The organism is Citrobacter sp. HN-141, assembly GCF_033341895.1.
GTDB lineage: Bacteria > Pseudomonadota > Gammaproteobacteria > Enterobacterales > Enterobacteriaceae > Citrobacter.
Genome location: NZ_JAWPBF010000003.1, coordinates 17,841 through 42,005 on the forward strand (window position 1 = coordinate 17,841; position 24,165 = coordinate 42,005).

Below are 24,165 nucleotides of genomic sequence, written 5' to 3' on the forward strand. Positions count from 1 at the left end.
TGCCAGGCAGGCATCCACACAGCGACCGCAAACGACTGTTTGCGGTATGTTATTGCGTTATTACGCTGCGGGATGCTTCTTTACGGGTTACTTGCGCCCGGAATGGCCGAAGCCGCCTTCTCCACGATCGGTGGCTTCAAACTCTTCCACCAGATTAAATTCAGCCTGCACAATCGGTACAAAGACCATCTGTGCAATACGTTCACCAGGTTCAATGGTGAAGCTATCCTGGCCACGGTTCCAGATGGATACCATCAGCTGACCCTGGTAGTCGGAATCAATCAAACCGACCAGGTTACCCAGTACGATACCGTGCTTATGACCCAGACCAGAGCGTGGCAACATCACCGCGGCCAGTGAGGGATCGGCGATATGGATGGCTAACCCGGTTGGCACCAGAGTCGTTGCGCCAGGCGCTAATTCTACGGCGTCATCAAGACAGGCACGTAGGTCAAGTCCGGCAGAACCAGAGGTGGCGTACGTCGGGAGCGGAAATTGTTTCCCTACGCGCGGGTCCAGAATTTTAACGTCGATTTTTTTCATCATAACGGGTCACGATCTCGTCGAGTAATAATTGGCCCAGGAGTTCTTTGCGCTCAAGCGGTAAGACTTTATCTCCATCCTGCCAAAAAAGGTGTAATGCGTTGCTGTCGCTGTTAAATCCTTGAGTAGAAAGCGAAACATCGTTCGCACAGATCACATCAAGGTTTTTGCGGAGGCGTTTTTGCCGGGCATATTCTTCCACATTATTTGTTTCGGCGGCAAACCCAACGACAAAAGGACGGTTAGCATCCAGTGCGGCAACGCCGGCAATAATATCCGGGTTCTTGATCATTTTTACTGTTAATTCATCGCCCTGCGTCGCCTGCTTTTTGATTTTTTCGTGGGCGACGGTCTCCGCGCGGTAATCAGCAACTGCGGCGCAGCCAATAAAAATATGCTGCTGCTGCACTGAAGATTGCACGGCTGCTTCCATTTCCAGCGCGGTCATTACATCAATGCGCTGCACAAATGGCGGTGTGGGTAACGAAACAGGACCCGATACCAGCGTGACGTTTGCCCCGCGTTTTGCGGCAGCGGCGGCGATAGCAAATCCCATTTTCCCAGAGCTGTGGTTGGAAATATAACGCACGGGATCCAGCGGTTCGCGCGTTGGGCCCGCGGTAATCATGATGTTGAGATGTTGCAGATCGTTTACAGACGAAAAATGTTCTGCCGCTATATCCACAATTGTTAAGGGATCCAGCATACGGCCAGGCCCGATATCGCCACATGCCTGACTACCACTGTCGGGTCCCCAAACAAGCAAACCGCGGGAGGCGAGGACGTCAAGATTATGTTGAGTGGCGGCGGCGCGGTACATTTGCTGGTTCATGGCCGGCAGCACTGCAACAGGAGCAGGAGTTGCCAGACAGATTGTTGAAACCAGATCGTTGGCCATACCTGCTGCGACGCGAGCAATCAGATCTGCCGTGGCGGGGGCCAGAATAACCAAATCGGCCCATTTACCCAGTTCAATATGACCCATTGCGGCTTCGGCTGCGGGGTCAAGCAGGCTGTCGGAAACGGGATAACCCGAAACCGCTTGTAAGCTCAGGGGAGTAATAAACGCTTTTGCCGCTTCGGTCATCGCCACGCGGACGTCAGCGCCGCGTTCCCGTAAACGACGCACCAACTCAGGGGTTTTGTACGCAGCAATACCGCCACTGACGCCAAGTACGATTTTTTTACCGGCCAGGCTCATCATGATCTTTCCTGTTGGGTTTCACCAGAAGGCGGATATTTTATCACAATCCGCAATGAGTCGTGCTTTTGCCCGCGCTTCAGTTTGCGAGCCGCTACGAAGAAGCGATAACAGAGCGTCGATTCGCGACAGGCGTTATGCCACTATGCGGACGCGAAAGGAGGGGGAAGCATGGAAAATACAGGACGTATGATGCCCCGGGAAAAACTGTTGGCGCAGGGGGCTGGTTCACTTAGCGATGTTGAGCTGCTGGCGCTTTTTTTACGCACCGGGATTCTGAGTAAAGATGTGCTGACGCTGGCAAAAGAATTGATTCAGCATTTTGGTTCGCTGTATGGCCTGTTATCAGCAGACTATATGGCGTTTAGCCACGTTCACGGCATTGGCCTTGCGAAGTATGCACAGCTTAAAGGGATTGCCGAACTGGCAAGGCGCTACCATAACGTGCGAGTGATGGAGGAGCGCGCGTTACTTAGCCCGGAAATGGCGCGAGAATTTCTGCAAAGCCAGCTCGCGCAAGAGGAACGCGAGATCTTTCTGGTGATCTTTATGGATTCTCAACATCGCGTGATTAAACACAGCAAACTTTTTTCCGGCACGCTTAGCCATGTTGAGGTGCATCCGCGAGAAATTGTCCGCGAAGCGATAAAAATGAATGCGTCAGCGGTGATCCTTGCGCATAATCACCCTTCTGGTTGTGCAGAGCCGAGTAAAGCAGATAAACTCATCACCGAGCGTGTTGTGAAATGCTGTCAGTTCATGGATATCCGGGTGCTTGATCATCTGGTCATTGGGCGCGGAGAGTACGTTTCTTTTGCGGAACGCGGTTGGATTTAACGCACTTTACGCGATCCATCGGGATCTTTGTCTGTTCGGGACTTGAGCATAACGCCGGGTCAGCGTATACTACGCCACCTTTGAGAATCTCGGGTTTGGCATTTGGGCCTGGCAATCGAGAGTTCACTTAGAACTATGCGATGACCGGGCTGTAAAGCCTGACGAGGCGCCGATACCCCATACGAAGCTCGAGCTAATTTGATTTTTGGAGAATAGACATGTCCCGAGTCTGCCAAGTTACTGGCAAGCGTCCGGTGACCGGTAACAACCGTTCCCACGCACTGAACGCGACTAAACGCCGTTTCCTGCCTAACCTGCACTCTCACCGTTTTTGGGTTGAGAGCGAGAAGCGTTTTGTCACCCTGCGTGTATCTGCTAAAGGTATGCGTGTAATTGATAAGAAAGGCATCGAAACAGTTCTGTCCGAACTGCGTGCCCGTGGCGAAAAGTACTAAGTACTAAGAGGAAATAAATCATGGCTAAAGGTATTCGTGAGAAAATCAAGCTGGTTTCTTCTGCTGGTACTGGTCACTTCTATACCACTACGAAGAACAAACGTACTAAGCCGGAAAAACTGGAACTGAAAAAATTCGATCCAGTTGTTCGTCAGCACGTTTTATACAAAGAAGCGAAAATCAAATAATTTTCGTTTTGATGTAAAGAAAAACCCTGCCTCGGCGGGGTTTTTTGTTTTCTGGCCGTCCCCATATTAATGAGACCTGTTACAGCGCCGGAGATGCTATGCCTGAATTACCTGAAGTCGAAACCAGTCGCCGTGGTATTGAGCCGCATCTGGTAGGGGCGACGATTCTACACGCCACTGTGCGTAATGGTCGTTTGCGCTGGCCGGTATCTGAGGAAATCTATCGCCTGAGCGATAAACCTGTACTGAGCGTACAGCGCCGCGCGAAATACCTGCTGCTGGAACTGGCGGATGGCTGGATTATCATTCATCTGGGGATGTCGGGTAGTCTGCGTATTCTTCCTGAAGAACTTCCCGCAGAAAAGCATGATCACGTCGACTTAGTGATGAGTAATGGCAAAGTCCTGCGGTATACCGATCCTCGGCGTTTTGGCGCCTGGCTGTGGACAAAAGAACTGGATGGACATAATGTCCTCGCTCATCTTGGCCCAGAGCCGCTGAGCGACGATTTCAACACTGTTTATCTCCAGCAGAAATGCGCAAAGAAGAAAACGGCGATAAAACCCTGGCTGATGGATAACAAGCTGGTGGTGGGGGTGGGAAATATCTACGCCAGTGAGTCTCTCTTTGCGGCTGGCATTCATCCTGACCGCCTGGCATCATCACTGTCGAAAGATGAGTGTGAGCTGCTGGTGCGCGTGATTAAGGCTGTATTGCTGCGCTCTATCGAGCAGGGTGGAACGACGCTGAAAGATTTTCTGCAAAGTGACGGTAAGCCAGGCTATTTTGCTCAGGAATTACAGGTTTATGGACATGAAGGTGAGCCTTGCCGCGTATGCGGAGCGCCAATTGTTGCGACTAAGCACGCTCAGCGAACGACGTTCTACTGCCGTCGCTGTCAGAAATAACATTCATTGCAGGCCGGATAAACCTTGTCGGCTTACCCGGCTAAATGCGCTACTTCAGCTTATCCATTAGCGCCTGATGAACATTATTGGGCAGGAAGTGGGTCACGTCACCCTGGTGGCGGGCGACTTCTTTAACCAGCGATGATGAAATAAACGACCACTCTTTAGAAGGCATCAGAAAGACGCTTTCCAATTGCGGCATTAGGTGGCGGTTCATGTGCGCCAGCTGCATTTCATACTCAAAATCTGCTACCGCGCGCAGGCCACGAATCAGAATATTAGCCTGATTATCGCGGGCAAAGTTTGCCATTAAATCGCTAAATCCCATGACGTCTACATTACCCAGATGCGCCGTTGCCTGCTGGGCCAGTTGAACGCGTTCTTCCAGCGTGAACATCGGTTTTTTACTGGGGCTTGCGGCAATTGCCAGGATCACGTGATCAAACATGCTTGTCGCGCGTGTCACGATATCAAGATGGCCGTTAGTTATGGGATCGAAGGTTCCTGGATAAATCGCCCGTTTTTGCATGACAGCCCTCAATGCGTTTTGGGTGGCAGGTAAGGTTCCAGCAGCTGCAGCAGACGCTGTAGCGCGCCCTGATTTTGATACAGTACTTCAACCGCATGGCGACCATAAAAATTACGATAATCTTCATCGGTCAGTAGGGACGAAACCTCTTTCACCAGCGTGGTGACGTCGGTGACGGTAATCAACCCACTTGCCTGTTCCAGTCGGGCGCAAATGTCTTTGAAGTTAAAGGTATGCGGGCCCATCAATACAGGAATGGCATGTGCCGCTGCTTCCAGTGGGTTGTGCCCACCACGCTCAACCAGAGAGCCGCCGACAAAAGCAAGATCGGCAATGCCGTACAGCAGCATCAACTCACCCATCGTGTCGCCAATAACCACCTGGGTACTTGAGGACGGAACTTCGCCAGAAGAGCGTGTGGTAAAGCTTAGACCAGCCTGGCGTACGAGGTTAATGGCATCCGGGAAGCGCTCAGGGTGTCTGGGTACCAGAATCAATAAAAGATTCGGGAACTGGTGTAACAGCGCCTGATGAGCTGCGATGATGATGCTTTCTTCCCCGTCATGCGTGCTGGTCGCAATCCATACCGGGCGATGAGGTGCCCACTGGCGTCGTAACGTAACCGCTTTAGCGGCCAGCTGTGGGGTGACGGAAATATCGAACTTCAGGCTACCGGTGACGGTGACCTGATTGCTTCTGGCTCCCAATGTAATGAAGCGAGCGCCATCTTCTTCGTTTTGTGCAGCAATCAGCGTAATGCGGCGTAATAGCCTGCTAACAAATTTCCCTAATTTAGCGTAGCCAGCGGCTGAACGAGCGGAAAGGCGTGCGTTGGCGATGACCAGCGGAATATGGCGCTTATGCAGAGCGGCGATCAGATTTGGCCAGAGCTCGGTTTCCATAATTAGCACCAGTTTGGGGTCAACTTTATTCAGGAAACGGTTCAGTGCATCCGGTAAATCATAGGGAAGATAGATATGTTGAACGTCTGTGCCAAAAGCAGATTGCACGCGCTCAGAACCGGTTGGCGTCATGGTTGTTACCGTGATCGGCAAATCCGGGTAACGATGTCGCAGAGCGCGGACTAATGGGATTGCTGCCAGCGTTTCACCCACGGAAACTGAATGGAGCATGATGCCGCCTGGTTTCAGTGGGCGGCGATAAAAACCGTAGCGTTCACCCCAGCGTTTACGGTACGCCGGAGCTTTACGTCCGCGCACCCAAAGCCGTATCCAGATCAAAGGCTGAATAAGGTAGAAAAGAGCGGTGTAAAGCAATTCTAGCATAATAGTAGCTGGCTTATGGATGTGCTGGGGATTCTATGTATTTAACTATGGCTTTACCATCATTTTTGCTGATTTTTTGAGGAAACTGTACGGATCACGAGAAAGGGGGCCTGAGTTGTGTTGTCCCGCTTGGTAATCTCTGCAGTGGAAGGCTAAAAACGGAATGGTTATGGTCATAAAAACCGAACACTTTATAGAATATGCCAGAAACATAACCATTCCTAAAAATACAATAATATCAATGTATTAGAGTTTTTTCTGTGTTTGGTACTTGTTAACTAAATACTTAACATAGAAAATAAAAGCACCGAGGAGTTGGCCATTGTGTTTTAAATGTGTGCTTTTTCGCGATAGCTGTTTATACGTAGTGGGTGCCAATAAAGGAATATCTTTCCACGGTGAATTCGCTCTGGCTATTTTGAAGTATTCTACTTCAGCATAATATTGCGCCCAGTCATGCCAGGGTTTAGTGACGCCGACATAATGAATGAATACCGTTTGTGATGTGATTTTAAAGGCATCCCCCCCTTTCTTGGCTAACGTATCGATGTTAAAGAATGAATTGAATTTATGGTCCAGAATTTTTACGCGATCATTAAAGAGAATATTCAACGCATCCTGATCGGGATGTGAGAAACGGTTTTCATTGACCTTTGAAATGACCTGTAGAGTCAAATTAGTATCTTTTAATTCTGGAAGATTAAAATACATAAAGCCTGAGTTGAAGTACAGGCCTGGATTTATGCCGGCAACAGCAGACGTATCGACAAAGCTATCATGAACAGCCATTAATACATTGCCATTAAATTCTTCCGTGAGTAACGAGGCAAGACTTCCTTTACATATAATATCAGAGTCTAGATATATAATGCTGCTGAGTTTATCGGCAAAGTAATCGATTGCAATAAGTCGGAAATAGATTGAGTAATTCCATGCCTTAGATGCAGTAGGTAGATTTTTTAATTCATTATCATCCAGTACATAAAACGTAATGCGGGTATTGTATTGACTTGCCAGGACAGAAAAAAGATGAAGTTGATGTTCATCAAGATAATTAGTGAAAATATGGAAGTGGAAGTTCAGATCCTGGTTATTTAAAAGTACCGATGTTATTGAAACGCCCGTACCGTAGAGAAAGGGTTTGTCAGCGCCATAGGTAATATTGACACATGTACTTTTTTTATCGTCATTTTCAATATGTGCATTCTTAATATATTTTATTATATTTTCTTTCACATCTTTTTCCTTTTGATTCTTTCAGAGTGCACGCGTGTTTATGTAAGACAAAATGGCTCTCCTGTCGGCATAGAATAGAACAAACTGTAAAGGAAGGAAAGAGATACTTGGAGACTAAATTTCTTTTATTAATCATTATGTTATGTGAAAATCTTTTTGTGACCAGAATGAAGGTACACGGTGAGAGGAAGAGACTAAAATTAATGGGGGATTTTTACGATGTTATATAATAAGATATGCCCCATAAATCGTGCGAGCGAGTGTTTGTCGTTGATTAACAAGGCAATTTGAAGAAGTGAGATTTGAATTTTATGAATCAAGTAAGATACAGTCAAAATGGTAATATCTTGATTTTAAGCAAACTTGTATTGGTTTTAATGATTTTTGGGTTATTTACGATAGATAATCAAGGGGTGCTAAATATGACCTCTGTGCTCGCTGTAGTTTTATCTATTTACTATATTAAAGCCAATAAAATAGATATTAAAAACATTGTGCTCGATCTCATGCAGAAGAGAAAATTATTGTTACTCTTCACGTTATGGTGTGTTTTCTGTATAGTATTTTTCACCTATGAAGATAAGTCTCTTGATGCTTTTATCATATTGATAAAAGACTGGCGTTACCCGTTAGTGATGATGTTGTTTTTTGGCGCATTCAGTAAGCATACAACCTCACTGAGACAGGTCTTTGTCATTGGTGCGATACTTACTCTATCCTATATTATCTTAGTGGTGCCGATTTTAAGAATTATAAAAAATAACCCGCAGGAACTGTATCTACAGCTTCGCTATGGTTTCGCATTCTATGTTGTTATGCTATTTCCTTTTGTATTAACAGGGGCGATCTTATTCAATAATCACTTCCTGAAAACAGTATTATATATCATTTCCGCACTTGCATTTGTCTTTTTATCATACACCGGGAGTCGGGCAGGGATATTAGCAGTTGTTGTAGAGATTTTCCTGATTTCATTTCTGGTGGGTAAAACCATCAAGAGATTTATGGCTGCCGCCTGTGGCTTGCTAGTTATAATGGTTGTTTTGCTTATCGGGGCCTACAACACCGTGGGTCAGGTAAAAATTAAAGTCGATCAAACGCTGCAAATGAATAACATCACATCCAGTCGTGATGAAATTATCTTAGACCGTTTCCCGTTAGTAATGGAAAATATCAACAATGCCGTCTTTGGTATTGGATATGGAAATTCTACATACAATCAGTATTTAGAGGACCATAATGCGCCGAAAAATGACGGGGTATATTCTGAACGGAACAATGGCTATAATATAGATGAACCATTCTTTATTATAATTCTTTATAATGTTGGGGTAATTGGTCTCTTTTTGTTTACTGCGGCTTTTTTCATTACATTTAAAGACATATATATCCGAGCTAGAAGCCAAAAAGATATTTTTAGCATTTCATTACTGTGCTCTCTTGTTGGCTATATTCTGGTATATTGTTTATTTGAAAAGATGTTCATAAATGTCTTTTTATTATACAGCATAGCTATCCTGATGTTGTATGACAAAAATGAGTCGGCAGGGTAACGAATTAAAATTAAAATGAGCCTATGTGACGTAGTTGAGAATATAGGCTCAATATTCATAACATGATAGATAGTCTCATATACTGTAAATATTCATTTTTTTCTAATTCACATAGAAAATTTCTATAGATATCGAATTGTCAAGTGATTAGTGGTATAATATAAGCGATAAAATAAGATGGTGTGATCTGCAGTACACAGGTAGCTGTTGAGCCTGGGGCGGTAGCGTGATTTGAAAATTAACAATAACCTGAAAGGGTAGAGTGTGAAAAAGATCCTGGTAATAAAAATGCGCTTTCACGGCGATATGTTGCTAACCACACCGGTCATCAGCACGCTTAAAAAAAATTATCCTGATGCTGATATTGATGTTTTACTCTACGAAGATACCATTCCTATTTTATCTGAAAATCCCGATATCCATGCTTTATATGGGATAAAAAATAAAAAGAGCTCTGCTTTTGAGAAAGCAAAAAATTTCTTAGCGCTGATCAAGGTACTACGTGGTAATCATTATGATTTAGTGGTCAACCTTACCGATCAGTGGATAGTTGCTTTACTGTGTCGTTGTTTGGATTGCCCAATAAAGTTGACACATGATTTCTCGCACAGAAATAAGAAATTCTGGCGCGACAGTTTTACTCATCACGTTCCTCTAAGTGGCGATCATTGGGTTGAACGTAATTTGTCTGTGCTGACGCCATTAAATCTAAAAGAATCAGTCCCGGTACTGAAAATGGTTTATGGTGAGCAAGTCTGGCAATCTGTTCGGAAAAAACTTCCTCAAGTTGATACCCAGAAGTATGTTGTTATACAGCCTACGGCGAGACAAGAATTCAAGTCGTGGGAGAATGATAGATTCTCCCTGGTGATTGATGCGATACATCATTTGGGGTATCAGGTTGTACTGACTTCTGGACCCGGTGCCAGCGATATTGCCTGCGTCGATGAGATTGCCAGGGCATGTGAAACCAAACCGTTAACTGAAATTGCCGGGAAGACAACATTCCCTGAGCTTGCTGCATTAATTGATCATGCTGTGCTTTTTATTGGTGTCGACTCTGCCCCGATGCATATTGCCGCAGCTGTTAAAACCCCCATCATTTGTCTTTTCGGCGCCACCGATCATATCGCTTGGCGACCATGGTCTGATGATGTGGTTCAATTTTGGGCTGGTGATTACCAACCAATGCCTGTGCGTGAAAAACTTGATCGAAGTAAGAAATATTTATCAGCTATACCTGCGGAAGACGTGATTGCAGCCATAGCGTTACGGTTACCTAAACTCGATTAATAAAGCATCCGGATATATAAAATGGTTATTGCTTTCTGTTTGTATAAATATTTCCCTTTTGGTGGGTTACAGCGTGATTTTTTGCGTATAGCGTCGACAGTCGCATCACGTGGACATCATGTTCGGGTTTACACACAATCATGGCAAGGAAATATTCCAGACAGCCTGGAGATCATCATTGTTCCTGTGAGGTCATGCTCCAACAACGGGAAAAATGCTGAGTATCATCGGTGGGTAAGTAAACATCTTGAGAGTAATCCAGCAGACCGGATCGTTGGGTTCAATAAAATGCCTGGGTTAGATGTTTATTATGCTGCTGATGTCTGCTACGCAGAAAAAGTCGCGCAAGAAAAAGGTTTGCTCTATCGTCTGACACCGCGATACCGACATTATGCCGCCTTTGAAAAAGCTACATTTGCTGAGGGAAAATCAACACAGCTGTTAATGCTAACAGATAAGCAAATTGCGGATTTTCAGAAGCACTATCATACTGAGCCAGCGCGTTTTCATATCCTTCCGCCGGGGATTTATCCTGACAGAAAATACAGCTCTCAGCCAACAAATTGTAGAGCTAGCTTCAGGAAAGAAAATGATATCAGTGATTCCCAGTATTTAATTATACAAATCGGTTCTGATTTTACCCGTAAGGGTGTCGACAGAACTATCAAGGCGATCGCTTCCTTACCGGAAGCTGTCCGCAAACAAACGATTCTTTTTGTTGTGGGTCAGGATAAGCCTGATCGCTATATAAAGCTGGCAACAGAGTATGCTGTTGCTGACAATATCAAGTTCTTCCCTGGTCGTAATGATGTCTCAGAGTTAATGGCAGCAGCCGATCTATTGATTCATCCGGCATACCAGGAGGCCGCAGGGATCGTGCTGGTTGAAGCAATTGCAGCAGGTTTACCTGTCATAACAACGGCAGTATGCGGATATGCTCATTATGTTAGAGATGCTGAGTGCGGGATTGTTATTGATGAACCATTTGAACAAAAATTATTAAATGAAGCTGTTTATTTATCTTTAACTGACTCAGGGCAGAGAAAAGCATGGAAAGAGAATGCACAACACTTTGCTGATACTCAAGACCTTTATAGTCTACCTGAGAAAGCAGCTGATATTATTATAGGTGGTGCCCATGGTTGAGTTAAAAGAACCATTTTTATCCTTGTGGAAAGGGAAAGATGCTTTTTCTGAAGTGCAGAAGCTGCAGGGAGAAACATTTAGGCAGCTCGAAACGCGTAGAACGATAAGGTTTGAGATTGCAGGTAAAAGCTATTTCCTGAAATGGCACCAGGGAACTAAACTGAAGGAAGTTATCAAAAACTTATTCTCTTTACGTTTGCCGGTACTCGGAGCTGATAGAGAATGGAATGCTATACACCGTTTGCAGGAACTGGACGTTGATACAATGTACGGTGTTGGTTTCGGGCAACAAGGTATAAATCCGCTCAACCGTATCTCATTTATTATAACTGAAGATCTGAGTCCGGCGGTTAGCCTGGAAGACTATTGCGCAAATTGGTTGGTGAATCCACCCGCGCGGAAAATTAAAATGGCATTAATTGAGCGTCTTGCCATTATGGTCAGAAGGATGCATCAGGGAGGCGTTAATCACCGCGATTGCTATCTCTGTCACTTCTTATTGCATCAACCGGCCAATTTTGAGGATAATGCGTTCAAACTGTCGGTTATTGATCTGCACCGAGCTCAGATAAGAAATGCGGTTCCTATTCGTTGGCGCAATAAAGATCTGATTGGTTTGTACTTCTCCTCGTTAAACATCGGGTTAACGCAAAGAGACTACTTCAGATTTCTGAAGATATACTTTAAAAAAGACATTAATCAAATTATTCGTGATGAGTCTGAACTCTTTGCAACCTATGCAAGAAAAACTGATAAGATTATTAATCATACATCGAAAAATAAACTATAAATATGGAATAATAGACTTTGTATAGCTACATAGAATAGTTAGTTAAGTTTATTCAGCTGGCCAGTAATTGTTAACCTTTATTTCATGATGACTGTGCCGGCTTAATTATATTAGAGGGTTTGAACTCATGCACGTGCTGGTCATTTCGCTTCCTTTTGACGATGCCCGACGAAAACGCGTATCAGATATAATGAATGAATTAAATATCGAGTATTCGTTTGTTGATGCTATCTATGGGAAAAATTTGTCTGCCGAAGAAAAGCGCAAGATACCGTTAACTGACTTTCAGCACAGGGAAAACCATACGCCTACTGATGGTGAACTGGGTTGCTCACTAAGCCATATGAAGGCATTTAAACAGTTTGGGCAGAGTGGGCAAGATTGGGTTTGTATTCTTGAAGATGACGCAATTATCGATCAGGATTTTAAGGAATTTATATCGACTGTCGATGAAAGTGTTCTCAATAAAGACGCGTTATACCTACTTGGTGGGCAGGATGGTTTAAGGTATAAGAATAAAGTTGTCTTAAATTTGCTTAAACTCAAGAAAATTGGTGGCCAGACCTTCGGCAAAGTCATATTTGGTCATGGATATGTTTTGCGAGCCTGCGGTTATTTAATGAATTCTGTAACAGCTCAAAAACTTGTTTCCCGTTTTGAAAATAACTTTTTCATCATAGACGAATGGGCATATCTGATGCGCCAGGGGTATTTTTCTGATATATACCTGGCAAACTTTGTCCATCACCCTGAAGAGTTGTCCGGGAGCTGGTTAGAGAAAGAACGTAAAGAGATAAAGAGTCACAAGAAAAAGAAAAAATCACTTTTCAGACGTAAAATTTCCTCCTCATACTGGCATGCCCGACGAATTATTCTTGGTTTATGTTGGTGGAAGTAGATGAATGCAACAATGCTTAATCGTGGATGAAATACGATATAGTGCATAGTTTTAGTCAGCTGCAGATATGTTAAATAGCAAAGCGATTGTATAAGAACGAATTTAACATATCTGCGAAACCTGAATAATTACAGCAGCGCTATGTGAGAATAAACCTGAGTGGGTTCAAGCAAAGCAAGCTTTCCTTCCGGGGCACGACATGTGACCTGATTCTTCCCGTATCCCCCAATCAACCCCGGGTCCGTAGGGCCATATAGCGTAACATTCGGCCGATCCAGTGCGGCGGTCAAGTGGCTTAATCCGGTATCAACGGATACCACAAACTTAGCGCCGGCTAATATCCGGGCGACATCCCCAAGACTCATGCGCGGTAAAACATCTACGTAATCAAATCCTTCTGCCAGTCGTCTGGCTCGCGTTTCTTCATGCGGAGCACCCCAGGGGAGCTTAATACGTATTCCTGCGTGATTGAATAAGCCAATGAGCTCCCGCCACTTTGCTTCCGGCCAGTGCTTGTCATCACGAGTGGTGGCGTGCAGGAAGACGGCATACTGCCCTGCATCGGCATTGCGTTCATTCAGAAAATGCTGTGCAATCGCGTAATCACCCTGCGACTGGGGTTTGGCATATCCCAGACTTTTCGCGAACAACTCACGAGTACGTTCAACAGCATGCTGTTGTTTGGCGATATGATGCTTACGGTTATAAAACAGACTCGCCAGCGGTTCACGCGCGGTACTCCAGTCCATACCATGCTTAATGCCGTGCGCCAGACGTGTGACCAGCGCGGCGCTTTTTACCAGCCCCTGCGCATCGATAACCACGTCATAGTTTTGTAAACGCACCGCATCGCGAAAAGCTTTGCGCTCCGCTTTAATGGGGGCGGAAAACCAGGCTTTACGCCAGCGGCGAATCGCCACCGGGATCACACGGTCAACGGCCGGATGCCAGGAGGGGATTTGAGCAAACCCTTCTTCCACTACCCAATCAAACTGAATATCCGCAATGGCCTGCTGCGCATCTGTTAGTGCGGGCAACGTATGCAGCACATCGCCCATGGACGATGTTTTAACGATCAGAACCCGCATCCGTCAGACTTCCTCTTGTAACAACAGGTCATTCAGTTCTTCCAGTACGCGCTGAGGCGTGATGTCAATCAGGCTCTGGTGATACCCTTGTGCAGCATCCCCCTTACGCACCTTGTGATACCCCGTAATCAGGCGAATCACGCGAGCTTTGTGGGAGAGTGGTGGAGTGAAATCCGGGCTGCTGGGGCCATACAGAGCGACCAGCGGACGATTTAGTGCGGCAGCCACGTGCATCAAACCGGAGTCATTGGTGACCACGGCTTTGCAGGCGGCGAGAAGAATAACGGCCTGCTCCAGCTGCGTTTCACCAGCCAGGTTCCGACACCATGCCTGCTGTTCAACGCTCAGTGCAGCCAGAATCTCATTGCCAGCTTCATGATCCTTAGCCGAGCCAAACAGGACAATCTGATGACCTTCGTCGATCAACTGCTTTGCCAGTTCAGCATAGTGGTAATGTGGCCAACGTTTCGCTGGACCAAATTCTGCACCAGGGCAGAAACCGATGATTGGACGTTCAGCTGAGAGGGAAAATTGGCTACAGGTAAGTGACTTTTCGCCTTCACTGACCTGCAATTGCGGCCACAGCAGCGGCTGTGGTAAATCTTTGGCTGTGAGCATCACGCCTTTATCGTACGCTAACGCGACATAGCGCTCGACCATCAGCGGCCAGGCTTCCTTATCCAGTACACGTGCATCGTTCAGCAGACCATACCGCATCTCGCCACGCCAGCCGGTACGATGAGGAATACCCGCGAAGAAGGGTACTAGTGCGGATTTAAATGAGTTCGGCAGGACGTACGCGCGATCGTAGCGTTTATCACGCAAACTGTGGCCCAGTTTGCGGCGCTCGCCAATCTCCAGTGCGCCGTGTCCAAGCGGCATGGCGATAGCATCGTTGACTTCAGGCATGCGCGATAATAACGGACGGCACCATGCAGGTGCCATCACGTCGATTATTGCCTGGGGATAGCGCGCCTTGAGCGTGCGATAGAGACTTTGCGACATCATCATGTCGCCCACCCATGACGGGCCTACCACCAAAATCTTCATTCACTTCATCCTTCAAGCTGTCTCTGCGTTGGCTGCCTGCGTTCACTCCGGTCACTTACTCTTGTAAGCTCCCGGAGATTCACTTAGTTGCCGCCTTGATACCGCTCGAATGATTTTGTGAATTTGTAGCGTTGTCGCGGTTCAGCCAGGCCATATATTCCGTCACGCCTTCGGCAACGGTCTTGAACGGTTTGTCATAGCCCGCAGCGCGCAGGTTAGTCAGATCCGCCTGAGTAAATGCCTGATAGCGGCCCTTCAGTTTTTCCGGGAACGGAATGTACTCAATGCTGCCTTTTTTGTGGTATGCCAGCGTGGCATCCGCGACGGCCTGGAAAGACTCTGCGCGACCAGTACCGAGGTTAAAGATGCCGGAAACGCCGTTTTCCAGGAACCACAGGTTTACTGCCGCAACATCGCCGACATAAACGAAATCACGTTTGAAGTTTTCACTGCCTTCGAACAGCTTGGGTGTTTCGCCGTTGTTGAGCTGAGTATTGAGATGGAAAGCTACGCTCGCCATGCTGCCTTTGTGACCTTCACGCGGCCCGTAGACGTTGAAATAACGGAAGCCAACGATCTGAGAATTTGCTTCTGGCAGGATCTGGCGTACATATTCGTCGAACAGGAATTTTGAGTAGCCATAGACGTTCAGCGGCTTCTCATATTCACGAGATTCGATGAAGTCAGAGGTACGACCGCCGTACGTTGCTGCAGAAGAGGCATACAGGAAAGGAATTTCACGCTCCAGACAGTAGTGCAGCAGCTCTTTGGAGTATTGATAGTTGTTGTCCATCATATACTTGCCATCCCACTCGGTCGTGGAAGAACACGCGCCTTCGTGGAAAATTGCCTCAATATCGCCGAAATCTTCTCCAGCCATAATCTGGATCAGGAAGTCTTCCTTATCCATATAGTCAGCAATATTCAGATCCACCAGATTCACAAACTTGGTGCCGTCTTTTAGGTTGTCCACCACCAGAATATCGGTGATGCCTTTGTCATTCAGGGACTTAACGATGTTGCTGCCGATAAAGCCCGCGCCGCCGGTAACGATGATCATAAATGTAACCTTCGAATTATGGAGTCAGAGACAATCTCAGACACGAATACCTCTAATCATATCACTACATGGCTTCGGCTTCAGCAGTACGTCGCGTCATGTAGCGTGTAGAATTTGTGCTGGTTATTGCTTTCAATGTTTATATTCTTGATTGAAATGGTTTAGGCAGAGTGGTGTATGATTCGTGTTGTGAATGAGTGTTCAAGTGCGCGGTGCCCGCTTTTTCGGAGCCATCAACGAATCAATAAGCAAGGTAAAGCACTGTGTTGGGGCTGACAATAGTCGTTGGAATGAAAATAACATATGCAACTTAAGAAGATAATTATTACAGGTTATGAAACAAGTGGCCTCGGCGGTATGGAGACAGTATGTATTAATCTGGTGAAGCTGCTGCGGATGCAAGACCCTGATATTGATGTCTCCTTTGTTTTCTTTAAGAAAAATAATAATAGCAATGTCAATATTGGCTGGCTTACGGGGCAGCGCTATTGTCATCTTTCTTCTAATATAAAAATAACTAAATTAAGAAGACTAAGTTTTGCTTATGGTTTGCGAAAAATTATACATCAGGAAAGTCCTGATGTAATTATATCCCTGGATACGCTTTCATGTTATATCAGTCACGTTGCAAGAAAATATACAAGCAAGCAGGTTAAAATATTTTCATGGTTTCACTTCTCTATTTTTAACTTCTACAAAAATAATTACAAGAAAAAAATCAAGTACATTAATAAAGCTGACTATCATCTTTCAATTAGCTCTGGGATAACTCAGCAACTCATTGAGATGGGAATAGAAAAAAGCACTATTGCAACGATTTACAATCCCGTTGCGCGATGCGATATCCGTATCCCTACCCCTGAGAAGCATGCCCGGTTTGTGTATGTAGGCAGGGTTGTAGCAGATGGACAGAAAAATGTACGTAGTCTTTTCAATGGGTTGGCTAAACTAAAAGGGAAGTGGTCCTTAGATATTGTCGGCACCGGCCCGGATGTTGATACCTTAACGGCATTAGCTGAAACGTTGGGGATTAGCGAAAACATTCACTGGCATGGTTGGCAGAAATCACCGTGGGAATATATTCAAAATACGCTGAAAAATATCACTTGCCTGCTGCTAACTTCCCATTTTGAAGGTTTCGTTATGGTTCTGGTTGAAGCCAGCGCTCACGGTGTTTATGCCATTAGCTCTGATTGTGAAACGGGGCCAGCAGACATTATCAAAGAAGGGATAAACGGTAATTTATACCCGACTGATGAACCAGAAAAATTTGTTTCCTTGCTGCAGGAAATCGTTGATGACAAAGCGTTGCCTGCCGGCGAGCAGATTCAGCAGGCGATTGAGGAATTCTACGAAGACAACTATATCATTAAGGTTAATAAGGCCTTTGCTATGGCAGGATTTACTCTGGCACCGTCATCAGCGTCTCAGGTCATTGATGACGCGACAACGTAAGTCAGGTTGTGATGCCAGGTCTGTCATTCCTGAAAGGTTATGTGGGTACACGTGATTTATGCTGCATTTTAGACAAGTCATGATGAGTCATCTCGTACAAACCAATAGCATTGGGTAATATGTGCTGAAATTTGCCCAGTCTGGAGAATTGCAATGCGTGGGAATTTTTATAAGCAGTTAACGAACGATCTGGAAACCGCACGCGCGGAAGGGTTGTTTAAAGAAGAGCGCATTATTACGTCTGCTCAGCAGGCTGATATCACCGTGGCTGACGGAAGCCATGTTATTAACTTTTGTGCGAACAACTACTTAGGGCTGGCTAACCACCCGGAACTGATTGCAGCGGCAAAAGCGGGTATGGATTCTCACGGATTTGGTATGGCCTCGGTGCGCTTTATTTGTGGCACTCAGGACACCCATAAGCAACTGGAGCAAAAACTGGCTGCGTTCCTGGGTATGGAAGATGCCATTCTTTACTCTTCTTGCTTTGACGCCAACGGTGGCCTGTTCGAAACGCTGCTGGGAGCAGAAGATGCCATTATCTCTGACGCCCTGAACCACGCCTCTATTATCGATGGTGTGCGCCTGTGCAAAGCGAAGCGTTTCCGCTACGCCAACAACGATATGCAGGAACTGGAAGCGCGTCTGAAAGAAGCGCGTGAAGCTGGTGCCCGCCACGTATTGATCGCCACCGATGGTGTGTTCTCTATGGATGGCGTTATCGCTAACCTGAAAGGCGTATGCGATCTGGCAGACAAATATGATGCGCTGGTGATGGTAGATGATTCCCACGCGGTAGGCTTTGTGGGTGAGAACGGCCGTGGCTCTCATGAGTATTGCGACGTGATGGGTCGTGTGGACATCATCACCGGCACGCTGGGCAAAGCACTCGGTGGCGCATCGGGTGGTTACACTGCGGCACGTAAAGAAGTTGTTGAGTGGCTGCGTCAACGTTCTCGTCCGTATCTGTTCTCTAACTCACTGGCTCCGGCCATTGTTGCCGCTTCCATTAAGGTGCTGGAGATGGTTGAGGCGGGTAGCGACCTGCGCGATCGTCTGTGGGCGAATGCGCGTCAATTCCGTGAGCAAATGTCCGCAGCAGGCTTCACGCTGGCTGGGGCCGATCACGCGATTATTCCGGTCATGCTGGGTGATGCGGTTGTTGCACAGGCGTTTGCCCGCGAACTGCAAAAAGAGGGGATTTACGTTACTGGATTCTTTTATCCAGTGGTTCCAAAAGGCCAGGCGCGTATTCGTACCCAGATGTCTGCGGCACATACCCCTGAACAGATTACGCGTGCAGTCGACGCGTTCACACGCATTGGTAAACAACTGGGCGTAATTGCCTGAGGATGTGAAATGAAAGCGTTATCCAAACTGAAAGCGGAAGAAGGCATTTGGATGACCGACGTTCCTGAACCGGAAGTCGGCCATAACGATTTGCTGATTAAAATCCGTAAAACAGCCATCTGCGGGACTGACGTTCACATTTATAACTGGGATGAGTGGTCGCAAAAAACCATCCCGGTTCCAATGGTTGTAGGGCATGAATATGTCGGTGAAGTTGTTGGCATCGGCCAGGAAGTTAAAGGCTTCAAAATCGGCGATCGCGTTTCTGGTGAAGGCCACATTACCTGCGGACATTGCCGTAACTGCCGCGGTGGCCGTACTCACCTGTGCCGCAATACGACCGGTGTCGGCGTAAACCGTCCAGGCTGTTTTGCACAATATCTGGTGATCCCGGCGTTTAACGCCTTTAAAATCCCGGACAATATCTCCGATGATTTAGCTTCCATCTTCGATCCATTCGGTAACGCGGTACACACGGCGCTGTCGTTTGATTTGGTTGGCGAAGATGTGCTGGTTTCCGGTGCGGGTCCGATTGGCATTATGGCTGCCGCGGTAGCGAAGCACGTTGGTGCACGCCACGTAGTGATTACCGATGTTAATGAGTACCGTCTGGAGCTGGCGCGTAAAATGGGTATTACCCGCGCAGTCAACGTCTCGAAAGAGAATCTGACCGACGTGATGGCTGAACTGGGGATGACCGAAGGGTTTGATGTGGGCCTGGAGATGTCCGGAGCGCCGCCAGCGTTCCGCACCATGCTGGACACCATGAACCACGGTGGCCGTATTGCCATGTTGGGGATCCCGCCATCAGACATGTCGATAGACTGGACGAAAGTTATCTTTAAAGGTCTGTTTATTAAAGGTATCTATGGTCGCGAAATGTTTGAAACCTGGTACAAGATGGCGGCACTGATCCAGTCCGGTCTTGATCTGTCGCCGATCATCACCCATCGATTCTCGATTGATGAGTTTCAGCAGGGCTTTGATGCCATGCGTTCAGGCCAGTCCGGGAAAGTGATCCTGAGCTGGGATTGAGTGCGCAGCGTGCATTCAATGTTAATTACGGCCAGATATTGCTATCTGGCCGTATAAACCATAGATTTTATTTTCCGCGGATCTTTCTGGATAACGATCTTATATTTTCTTTAAGCAGGATGAGTTTATAAATTAACCCTCTGCCGTTAACGTTAATATTATATTTTCGTTGTAATGCCAGAATGTCATTTGCCTGACAGACCTTCATATTTCCCTTACAGGACAGGTCAATAATCCTTAACTCACCCGTTGGTGTGCGAATGAAATTCCCAGGGTGAATATCATTTGATGCCAGTCCTGCTTTGTGAAGACGCAGCACGCATTGCTTTACCTCGTCAGCATTCTGCTGGTTAATTTTCCTTAAAGGAACCCCTTCAATATATTCATGAATAGTATAAACATCATAGCACTGGCGAAAACGTGTTTTCTCAGCAGCATAATAGAGATCGGCAGTACAGATGCGCATTTCCGGCGGGAGCTTGTCCAGCTTCCTGATCAGTCGGGAATAGAAAGGGCCGGAGATAAAGCTCTGTAATTTTTTCTCAAATCGAGGATCAACTTCACGGTCATTTTTGATGATAAATTTTTGTGAGTTGTACTCGACCAACTCCACGCTGCGCAATGCGTTACCACTGCTCAGCGGTTTGCCACTGATTTCTTTTTTGATGTATTTATTCATCAGTGACTTAAGGTCTTTTCTGGTCTCTTTGCAATAGACCGTATAACCTTTTTCGTGTGTCTTACTGATGGCCATCTTTTCCCTCAATATCAGCCTATAGAGTACGTTAATTCATAGGGATAGAGTATACAGGTTGTGCACACCGATATGTAGACGATCTGAGCTATCATCAACCTGCTAAACGCAGGCGTGGCAGGGCATCTTTCTCAAGCCGGATGCTTTCGCTGCAGCGTTTCTGCCCATAAATACGTTCTAACCTTAATAATTCCTTAATGAAACTGTAGTAAAAGTCATCAGCGTAATGACAAACCTGGGTTAGCTGATGAGAAACCGCACAAGTATGTTGAGTGTTATTATTCCGTTGTATAACGTGGGTGATAGTTTTCGGGATTGCATGGAATCGTTGATCGCACAGACATGGACTGCGCTAGAGATCATCATTGTGAATGATGGTTCAACGGATAACTCTGTTGATATTGCACAACATTATGCGGATAACTATTCCCACGTGCGGTTGTTGCATCAGGCTAACACAGGGGCATCCGTAGCGCGTAACCGCGGCCTGGAAGCGGCCAAAGGGGAATATGTTGCATTTGTTGATGCCGATGACCTGGTTTATCCCAATATGTACGAAACCCTGATGACCATGGCAATTAAGGATGACCTGGATTTAGCCCAGTGTAATTCCGACTGGTGCATTCTCGAAACGGGACACACCTGGCAATCAATACCGACGGATCGTCTTCGGTCTACGGGGGTGTTGACCGGCCCTGACTGGTTACGTATGGCGTTGGCTTCACGCCGCTGGACACATGTGGTGTGGATGGGAATTTATCGCCGGGATGTTATTGAGAAAAATAAAATAACGTTTATTCCGGGGTTACATCACCAGGATATTGTCTGGACGACGGAGTTTATGTTTAACGCTGTACGTGTGCGATATACCGAACAATCTTTATATAAATACTTCTTACATGATCAATCAATCAGCCGTCTTAAACGACAAGGTTTAAAAAATCTCAACTACCAGCGACACTATATTAAAATTACGCGGTTATTGGATAGGCTGAATCGTGAATATGCCGATCGGATTACTATTTATCCGGAATTTCATCAGCAAGTCACCTATGAAGCATTACGCGTATGCCATGCGGTCCGTAAAGAACAGGATGTGCATATTCGTCAGCGTATGATCGCAGAGATTTTTGTCTCGGGTATGTATAAGCGCATGATAACTAACGTACGCAGTGCCAAAGTATTGTATCAGGCACTGCTATGGACATTCCGTTTATGGAAATGGCGCGATAAAACATCAACGCCTTCGCGTATTGCCCGAAAAGCGCTTAATCTACGTTAGCGTTCATGGTGCTGGGTGAAGATGTGTTCCCCCAGCCCTGCCACTGCAGTCTCATATACTGCACCAGCGTGCTTTGTGTGATGCTTTCCCCTAGCACGCTAAAGAATCGGTTGGCGTAAACCGGCTCCAAAGGTTGTTTCGGTTTGCACAATTTTACCCCACGGAAAGGATTACGGGGCGCATCTGGCGTACCGTTTCTCGGTGGAGTGAGATTAGGCCTGGAGGTATCGACCTGCGGCTCATTGAGCAGACTGCTCGGACGAACCAGCGTAATATCGGCTGGCAGGCTATACAGCATCTGCTGCAATACGCGTACCGTAGAAGGGTGAGGGTGCCCGATGGCAATCGCTGATCCGTTACGGCGAGCAAGATCGACTGCACGATTAAACTGACGGCGAATATCCGCTTCGTTTTGTGTATCGTCGAGGAAGACTTTGCGTTTGATGACCTTCACCCCGGTTCCTGCCGCCGCGCGCATGGCCTGGCTGTTGCCGATGGTCATACTGTCGAGGAAGTAGAGGTCGTAGCGTTCCAGAGCTTGCATCACTTTCTGCATGCCGAACAGGCTGGACGTCATCGCACTCCCCATGTGGTTGTTCAGTCCCACTGCATACGGCACTTTGCTTACCGCGTCGCGAATAATCCGTTCAATTTCTTCGCTGCTCATCTCCGGGCGTAACGTGTCTTTCTCCAGCGGTTGCTTGCTCAGTGGAGCCATCGGCAGATGGATCAACACCTCATGTCCACTGTTATGCGCTTTAGTCGCCATTTCACGTGCATGTGGCGCGTTTGGCAGAACGGCAACGGAGACAGTGGAAGGCATTGCCAGCACCTGGTTTTCCGTTTGCGGACGATAACCGAAATCATCAATGACGATAGCAAGTTTGCCGGCGAAAACAGGTGTTGCGAATGCCAGCAGGCTGGCGAGTGAGAGCAAAGTACGACGAAACTGAGGCAAAACTTATCTTCCCAACCACGGCTGTGGATTGACCGCCTGACCCTGGCGGCGAATTTCGAAATAGAGTGCTGGCCTGCCCTGACCACCGCTGCTACCCACAAGTGCAATAGGCTGCCCGGCGCGAACCTGCGTACCCACGCTGACCAATGCGCTTTGGTTGTAACCGTACAGGCTCATATCGCCTTTACCGTGTTCAACCACGACGACCAGTCCATAGCCCTGCAACCAGTCTGCCAGAATGACGCGACCATCGGCGATGGCTTTGACTTCGGTACCTTCGGAGGCACCAATAACCATCCCTTTCCAACGTAGCTCACCTTGCAGCTGTTCGCCATAGCGATGCAGCGTTGGACCACGAACGGGCCAGAAGGCCTGACCGCGTGGTGAACCCAACCCGCCGGTACGAGACATCAGTGATTTCTCGCTTTCGGTTGGCTTATAGGTTGAGCCTTTGCGTGATGCTTCCTGCTGCTTATCACGTACAGCCTGCGCCTCACGCGCTTCACGCTCTGCGCGGGCTTTCGCGGCGGCTTCGGCTCGCGCAATACTGTTGCGCAGACGGGATTCGTTGGCTCGCATCTCGCCTAACTGCTGCTGGCCCTGCTGAATGGATGATTCCAGGCCCGCGAGCGTTTTTTGGCGTTCATTACGCGCCTGCTCCAGTTTTGCCTGCTGAGCACGCTGTTCGTACAGCAGCGTCTGCTGTTCGCTTTGCTTATCTTCCAGCTCGGCTTTTTGCGAATCGACCTCTTCGCGGGTTTGCTTCAGCTGTGCGATAGTCTCCTGGCGCGCCTGGTTCAGATAGCCGAAATAGGCCTGCAGGCGTTGCCCGCGCTGAGTCTCTTCACCACTGAGGATCAACTGAATACCGGTGTGTTCACCCTGGCGAAACGCTGCATCTAGCTGCGCAGCCAGGCTGCGTTCTTGCGCTGCCCGCTGCTTTTCCAGCTTCGCGAGTGCTGCATTCATCTCTGCGATTTGCGCATTCAGCTGTGCCAGTGAGTTTTGCGTTTCGCGCAACTGCCTTGCGGCAACGGCGATGGCTTGTTCCTGAGCTTTAAGCTGAGCGAGGAGGGTGGCGCGTTGTTGCTGTTGCTGGCGTACCGCGCGTTCTTTTGCCGCGATATCGGCCTGAATAGATTTGAGCTGGTCGCGTTCGTCCGCGTGGGCGGAAAAGGCGCACAGCAATACGCCAGCGCTAAGCGCGCTGGCGTAGAACAAGGGCCTGACTGAAATCTTACGCGGTTTCACGGCCCGAGTGATGGTATTA

General features: G+C 47.1%; 24 protein-coding genes. 13 read left to right on the forward strand and 11 right to left on the reverse strand.

Annotation, left to right across the window (positions count from 1 at the left end):
• Nucleotides 1-87 precede the first annotated feature (87 nt).
• Together dut and coaBC are read right to left on the reverse strand one after the other, a co-directional pair.
• Entirely contained in the window at nt 88-546 is a 459-nt protein-coding gene (gene dut / locus RYZ59_RS04725) for a dUTP diphosphatase (protein ID WP_170974356.1), read from the reverse strand.
• Nucleotides 524-1,744, reverse strand: a complete 1,221-nt coding sequence (coaBC, locus tag RYZ59_RS04730) for a bifunctional phosphopantothenoylcysteine decarboxylase/phosphopantothenate--cysteine ligase CoaBC (protein WP_318045662.1) — start codon at nt 1,742-1,744, stop codon at nt 524-526. The genes dut and coaBC overlap by 23 nt, the downstream gene beginning before the upstream one ends.
• Before the next feature lie 171 nt (nt 1,745-1,915).
• On the opposite strand from coaBC, the gene radC reads away from it, so the two are divergent.
• The 4 genes from radC (at nt 1,916) to mutM (ending at nt 4,132) form a co-directional block, all read left to right on the forward strand.
• The gene (gene radC, locus RYZ59_RS04735) at nt 1,916-2,581 is read left to right on the forward strand and encodes a RadC family protein (RefSeq protein WP_202037399.1); all 666 of its coding nucleotides are present in this window, start codon (nt 1,916-1,918) and stop codon (nt 2,579-2,581) included.
• A gap of 218 nt (nt 2,582-2,799) precedes the next feature.
• Complete coding sequence (rpmB, locus tag RYZ59_RS04740) at nt 2,800-3,036, forward strand: 50S ribosomal protein L28 (RefSeq protein ID WP_003024071.1); 237 nt, start codon at nt 2,800-2,802, stop codon at nt 3,034-3,036.
• Between the two features lie 20 nt (nt 3,037-3,056).
• Complete coding sequence (rpmG, locus tag RYZ59_RS04745; RefSeq protein ID WP_003024094.1) at nt 3,057-3,224, forward strand: 50S ribosomal protein L33; 168 nt, start codon at nt 3,057-3,059, stop codon at nt 3,222-3,224.
• A 98-nt stretch (nt 3,225-3,322) separates the two neighbouring features.
• Nucleotides 3,323-4,132: a bifunctional DNA-formamidopyrimidine glycosylase/DNA-(apurinic or apyrimidinic site) lyase gene (gene mutM / locus RYZ59_RS04750; RefSeq protein WP_318045612.1), complete on the forward strand. Its 810-nt coding sequence runs from the start codon at nt 3,323-3,325 to the stop codon at nt 4,130-4,132.
• 49 nt (nt 4,133-4,181) lie between these two features.
• Here the strand turns inward: mutM and coaD are convergent, their stop codons facing one another.
• The 3 genes from coaD to RYZ59_RS04765 form a co-directional block, all read right to left on the reverse strand.
• Nucleotides 4,182-4,661: a pantetheine-phosphate adenylyltransferase gene (coaD, locus tag RYZ59_RS04755; RefSeq protein WP_318045610.1), complete on the reverse strand. Its 480-nt coding sequence runs from the start codon at nt 4,659-4,661 to the stop codon at nt 4,182-4,184.
• An 8-nt stretch (nt 4,662-4,669) separates the two neighbouring features.
• Entirely contained in the window at nt 4,670-5,947 is a 1,278-nt protein-coding gene (gene waaA, locus RYZ59_RS04760; RefSeq protein WP_137382107.1) for a lipid IV(A) 3-deoxy-D-manno-octulosonic acid transferase, read from the reverse strand.
• Nucleotides 5,948-6,193: 246 nt separating this feature from the next.
• Nucleotides 6,194-7,183, reverse strand: coding sequence for a glycosyltransferase (locus RYZ59_RS04765; RefSeq protein ID WP_318045607.1), 990 nt, complete (start codon nt 7,181-7,183; stop codon nt 6,194-6,196).
• Between the two features lie 311 nt (nt 7,184-7,494).
• Here RYZ59_RS04765 and RYZ59_RS04770 point away from each other — a divergent pair, with 311 nt between their 5' ends.
• The 5 genes from RYZ59_RS04770 to RYZ59_RS04790 all read left to right on the forward strand — a co-directional run bounded on the left by RYZ59_RS04770 (nt 7,495) and on the right by RYZ59_RS04790 (nt 12,863).
• On the forward strand, nt 7,495-8,736 hold the full coding sequence (locus RYZ59_RS04770; protein WP_318045605.1) for an O-antigen ligase family protein: 1,242 nt from the start codon (nt 7,495-7,497) through the stop codon (nt 8,734-8,736).
• A gap of 288 nt (nt 8,737-9,024) precedes the next feature.
• Nucleotides 9,025-10,029, forward strand: a complete 1,005-nt coding sequence (gene rfaQ, locus RYZ59_RS04775; protein WP_411961642.1) for a lipopolysaccharide core heptosyltransferase RfaQ — start codon at nt 9,025-9,027, stop codon at nt 10,027-10,029.
• 21 nt (nt 10,030-10,050) lie between these two features.
• Complete coding sequence (locus RYZ59_RS04780) at nt 10,051-11,175, forward strand: glycosyltransferase family 4 protein (RefSeq protein ID WP_137382103.1); 1,125 nt, start codon at nt 10,051-10,053, stop codon at nt 11,173-11,175.
• Nucleotides 11,168-11,965 (forward strand): lipopolysaccharide core heptose(I) kinase RfaP, encoded by a 798-nt coding sequence (gene rfaP / locus RYZ59_RS04785; RefSeq protein WP_318045602.1) that lies wholly within the window; start codon nt 11,168-11,170, stop codon nt 11,963-11,965. Before RYZ59_RS04780 ends, rfaP begins: the two co-directional genes overlap by 8 nt.
• A 127-nt stretch (nt 11,966-12,092) precedes the next feature.
• Entirely contained in the window at nt 12,093-12,863 is a 771-nt protein-coding gene (locus RYZ59_RS04790; protein WP_318045600.1) for a glycosyltransferase family 25 protein, read from the forward strand.
• A 128-nt stretch (nt 12,864-12,991) separates the two neighbouring features.
• On the opposite strand, the gene rfaC is transcribed toward RYZ59_RS04790, so the two are convergent.
• The 3 genes from rfaC to rfaD all read right to left on the reverse strand — a co-directional run bounded on the left by rfaC (nt 12,992) and on the right by rfaD (nt 16,061).
• Nucleotides 12,992-13,951 carry a lipopolysaccharide heptosyltransferase RfaC gene (gene rfaC, locus RYZ59_RS04795; protein ID WP_318045597.1) on the reverse strand — a complete coding sequence of 320 codons (960 nt, stop codon included), beginning with the start codon at nt 13,949-13,951 and terminating at the stop codon, nt 12,992-12,994.
• 3 nt (nt 13,952-13,954) lie between these two features.
• Nucleotides 13,955-15,001 carry an ADP-heptose--LPS heptosyltransferase RfaF gene (gene rfaF / locus RYZ59_RS04800; RefSeq protein ID WP_318045595.1) on the reverse strand — a complete coding sequence of 349 codons (1,047 nt, stop codon included), beginning with the start codon at nt 14,999-15,001 and terminating at the stop codon, nt 13,955-13,957.
• Between the two features lie 79 nt (nt 15,002-15,080).
• Entirely contained in the window at nt 15,081-16,061 is a 981-nt protein-coding gene (gene rfaD / locus RYZ59_RS04805) for an ADP-glyceromanno-heptose 6-epimerase (RefSeq protein WP_048227317.1), read from the reverse strand.
• A gap of 303 nt (nt 16,062-16,364) precedes the next feature.
• Between rfaD and RYZ59_RS04810 the strand changes: the two genes are divergently transcribed.
• From RYZ59_RS04810 to tdh, 3 genes are all read left to right on the forward strand, one after another.
• On the forward strand, nt 16,365-17,516 hold the full coding sequence (locus RYZ59_RS04810) for a glycosyltransferase (RefSeq protein WP_318045592.1): 1,152 nt from the start codon (nt 16,365-16,367) through the stop codon (nt 17,514-17,516).
• Nucleotides 17,517-17,669: 153 nt separating this feature from the next.
• Nucleotides 17,670-18,866 (forward strand): glycine C-acetyltransferase, encoded by a 1,197-nt coding sequence (gene kbl, locus RYZ59_RS04815; RefSeq protein ID WP_061066827.1) that lies wholly within the window; start codon nt 17,670-17,672, stop codon nt 18,864-18,866.
• A 9-nt stretch (nt 18,867-18,875) separates the two neighbouring features.
• Nucleotides 18,876-19,901 (forward strand): L-threonine 3-dehydrogenase, encoded by a 1,026-nt coding sequence (gene tdh / locus RYZ59_RS04820; protein WP_005120462.1) that lies wholly within the window; start codon nt 18,876-18,878, stop codon nt 19,899-19,901.
• 67 nt (nt 19,902-19,968) lie between these two features.
• Here the strand turns inward: tdh and rfaY are convergent, their stop codons facing one another.
• Nucleotides 19,969-20,655 (reverse strand): lipopolysaccharide core heptose(II) kinase RfaY, encoded by a 687-nt coding sequence (gene rfaY, locus RYZ59_RS04825; RefSeq protein ID WP_318045589.1) that lies wholly within the window; start codon nt 20,653-20,655, stop codon nt 19,969-19,971.
• 247 nt (nt 20,656-20,902) lie between these two features.
• Here rfaY and RYZ59_RS04830 point away from each other — a divergent pair, with 247 nt between their 5' ends.
• A complete protein-coding gene (locus RYZ59_RS04830; RefSeq protein ID WP_318045587.1) occupies nt 20,903-21,937 on the forward strand; it encodes a glycosyltransferase in 1,035 nt (344 codons plus the stop codon).
• On the opposite strand, the gene RYZ59_RS04835 is transcribed toward RYZ59_RS04830, so the two are convergent.
• Both RYZ59_RS04835 and envC read right to left on the reverse strand, forming a co-directional pair.
• A complete protein-coding gene (locus RYZ59_RS04835; protein WP_202037413.1) occupies nt 21,924-22,895 on the reverse strand; it encodes a divergent polysaccharide deacetylase family protein in 972 nt (323 codons plus the stop codon). The two genes, RYZ59_RS04830 and RYZ59_RS04835, sit on opposite strands and share 14 nt — an antisense overlap.
• Before the next feature lie 3 nt (nt 22,896-22,898).
• Nucleotides 22,899-24,158 (reverse strand): murein hydrolase activator EnvC, encoded by a 1,260-nt coding sequence (gene envC, locus RYZ59_RS04840; RefSeq protein ID WP_318045660.1) that lies wholly within the window; start codon nt 24,156-24,158, stop codon nt 22,899-22,901.
• Nucleotides 24,159-24,165: the final 7 nt, after the last annotated feature.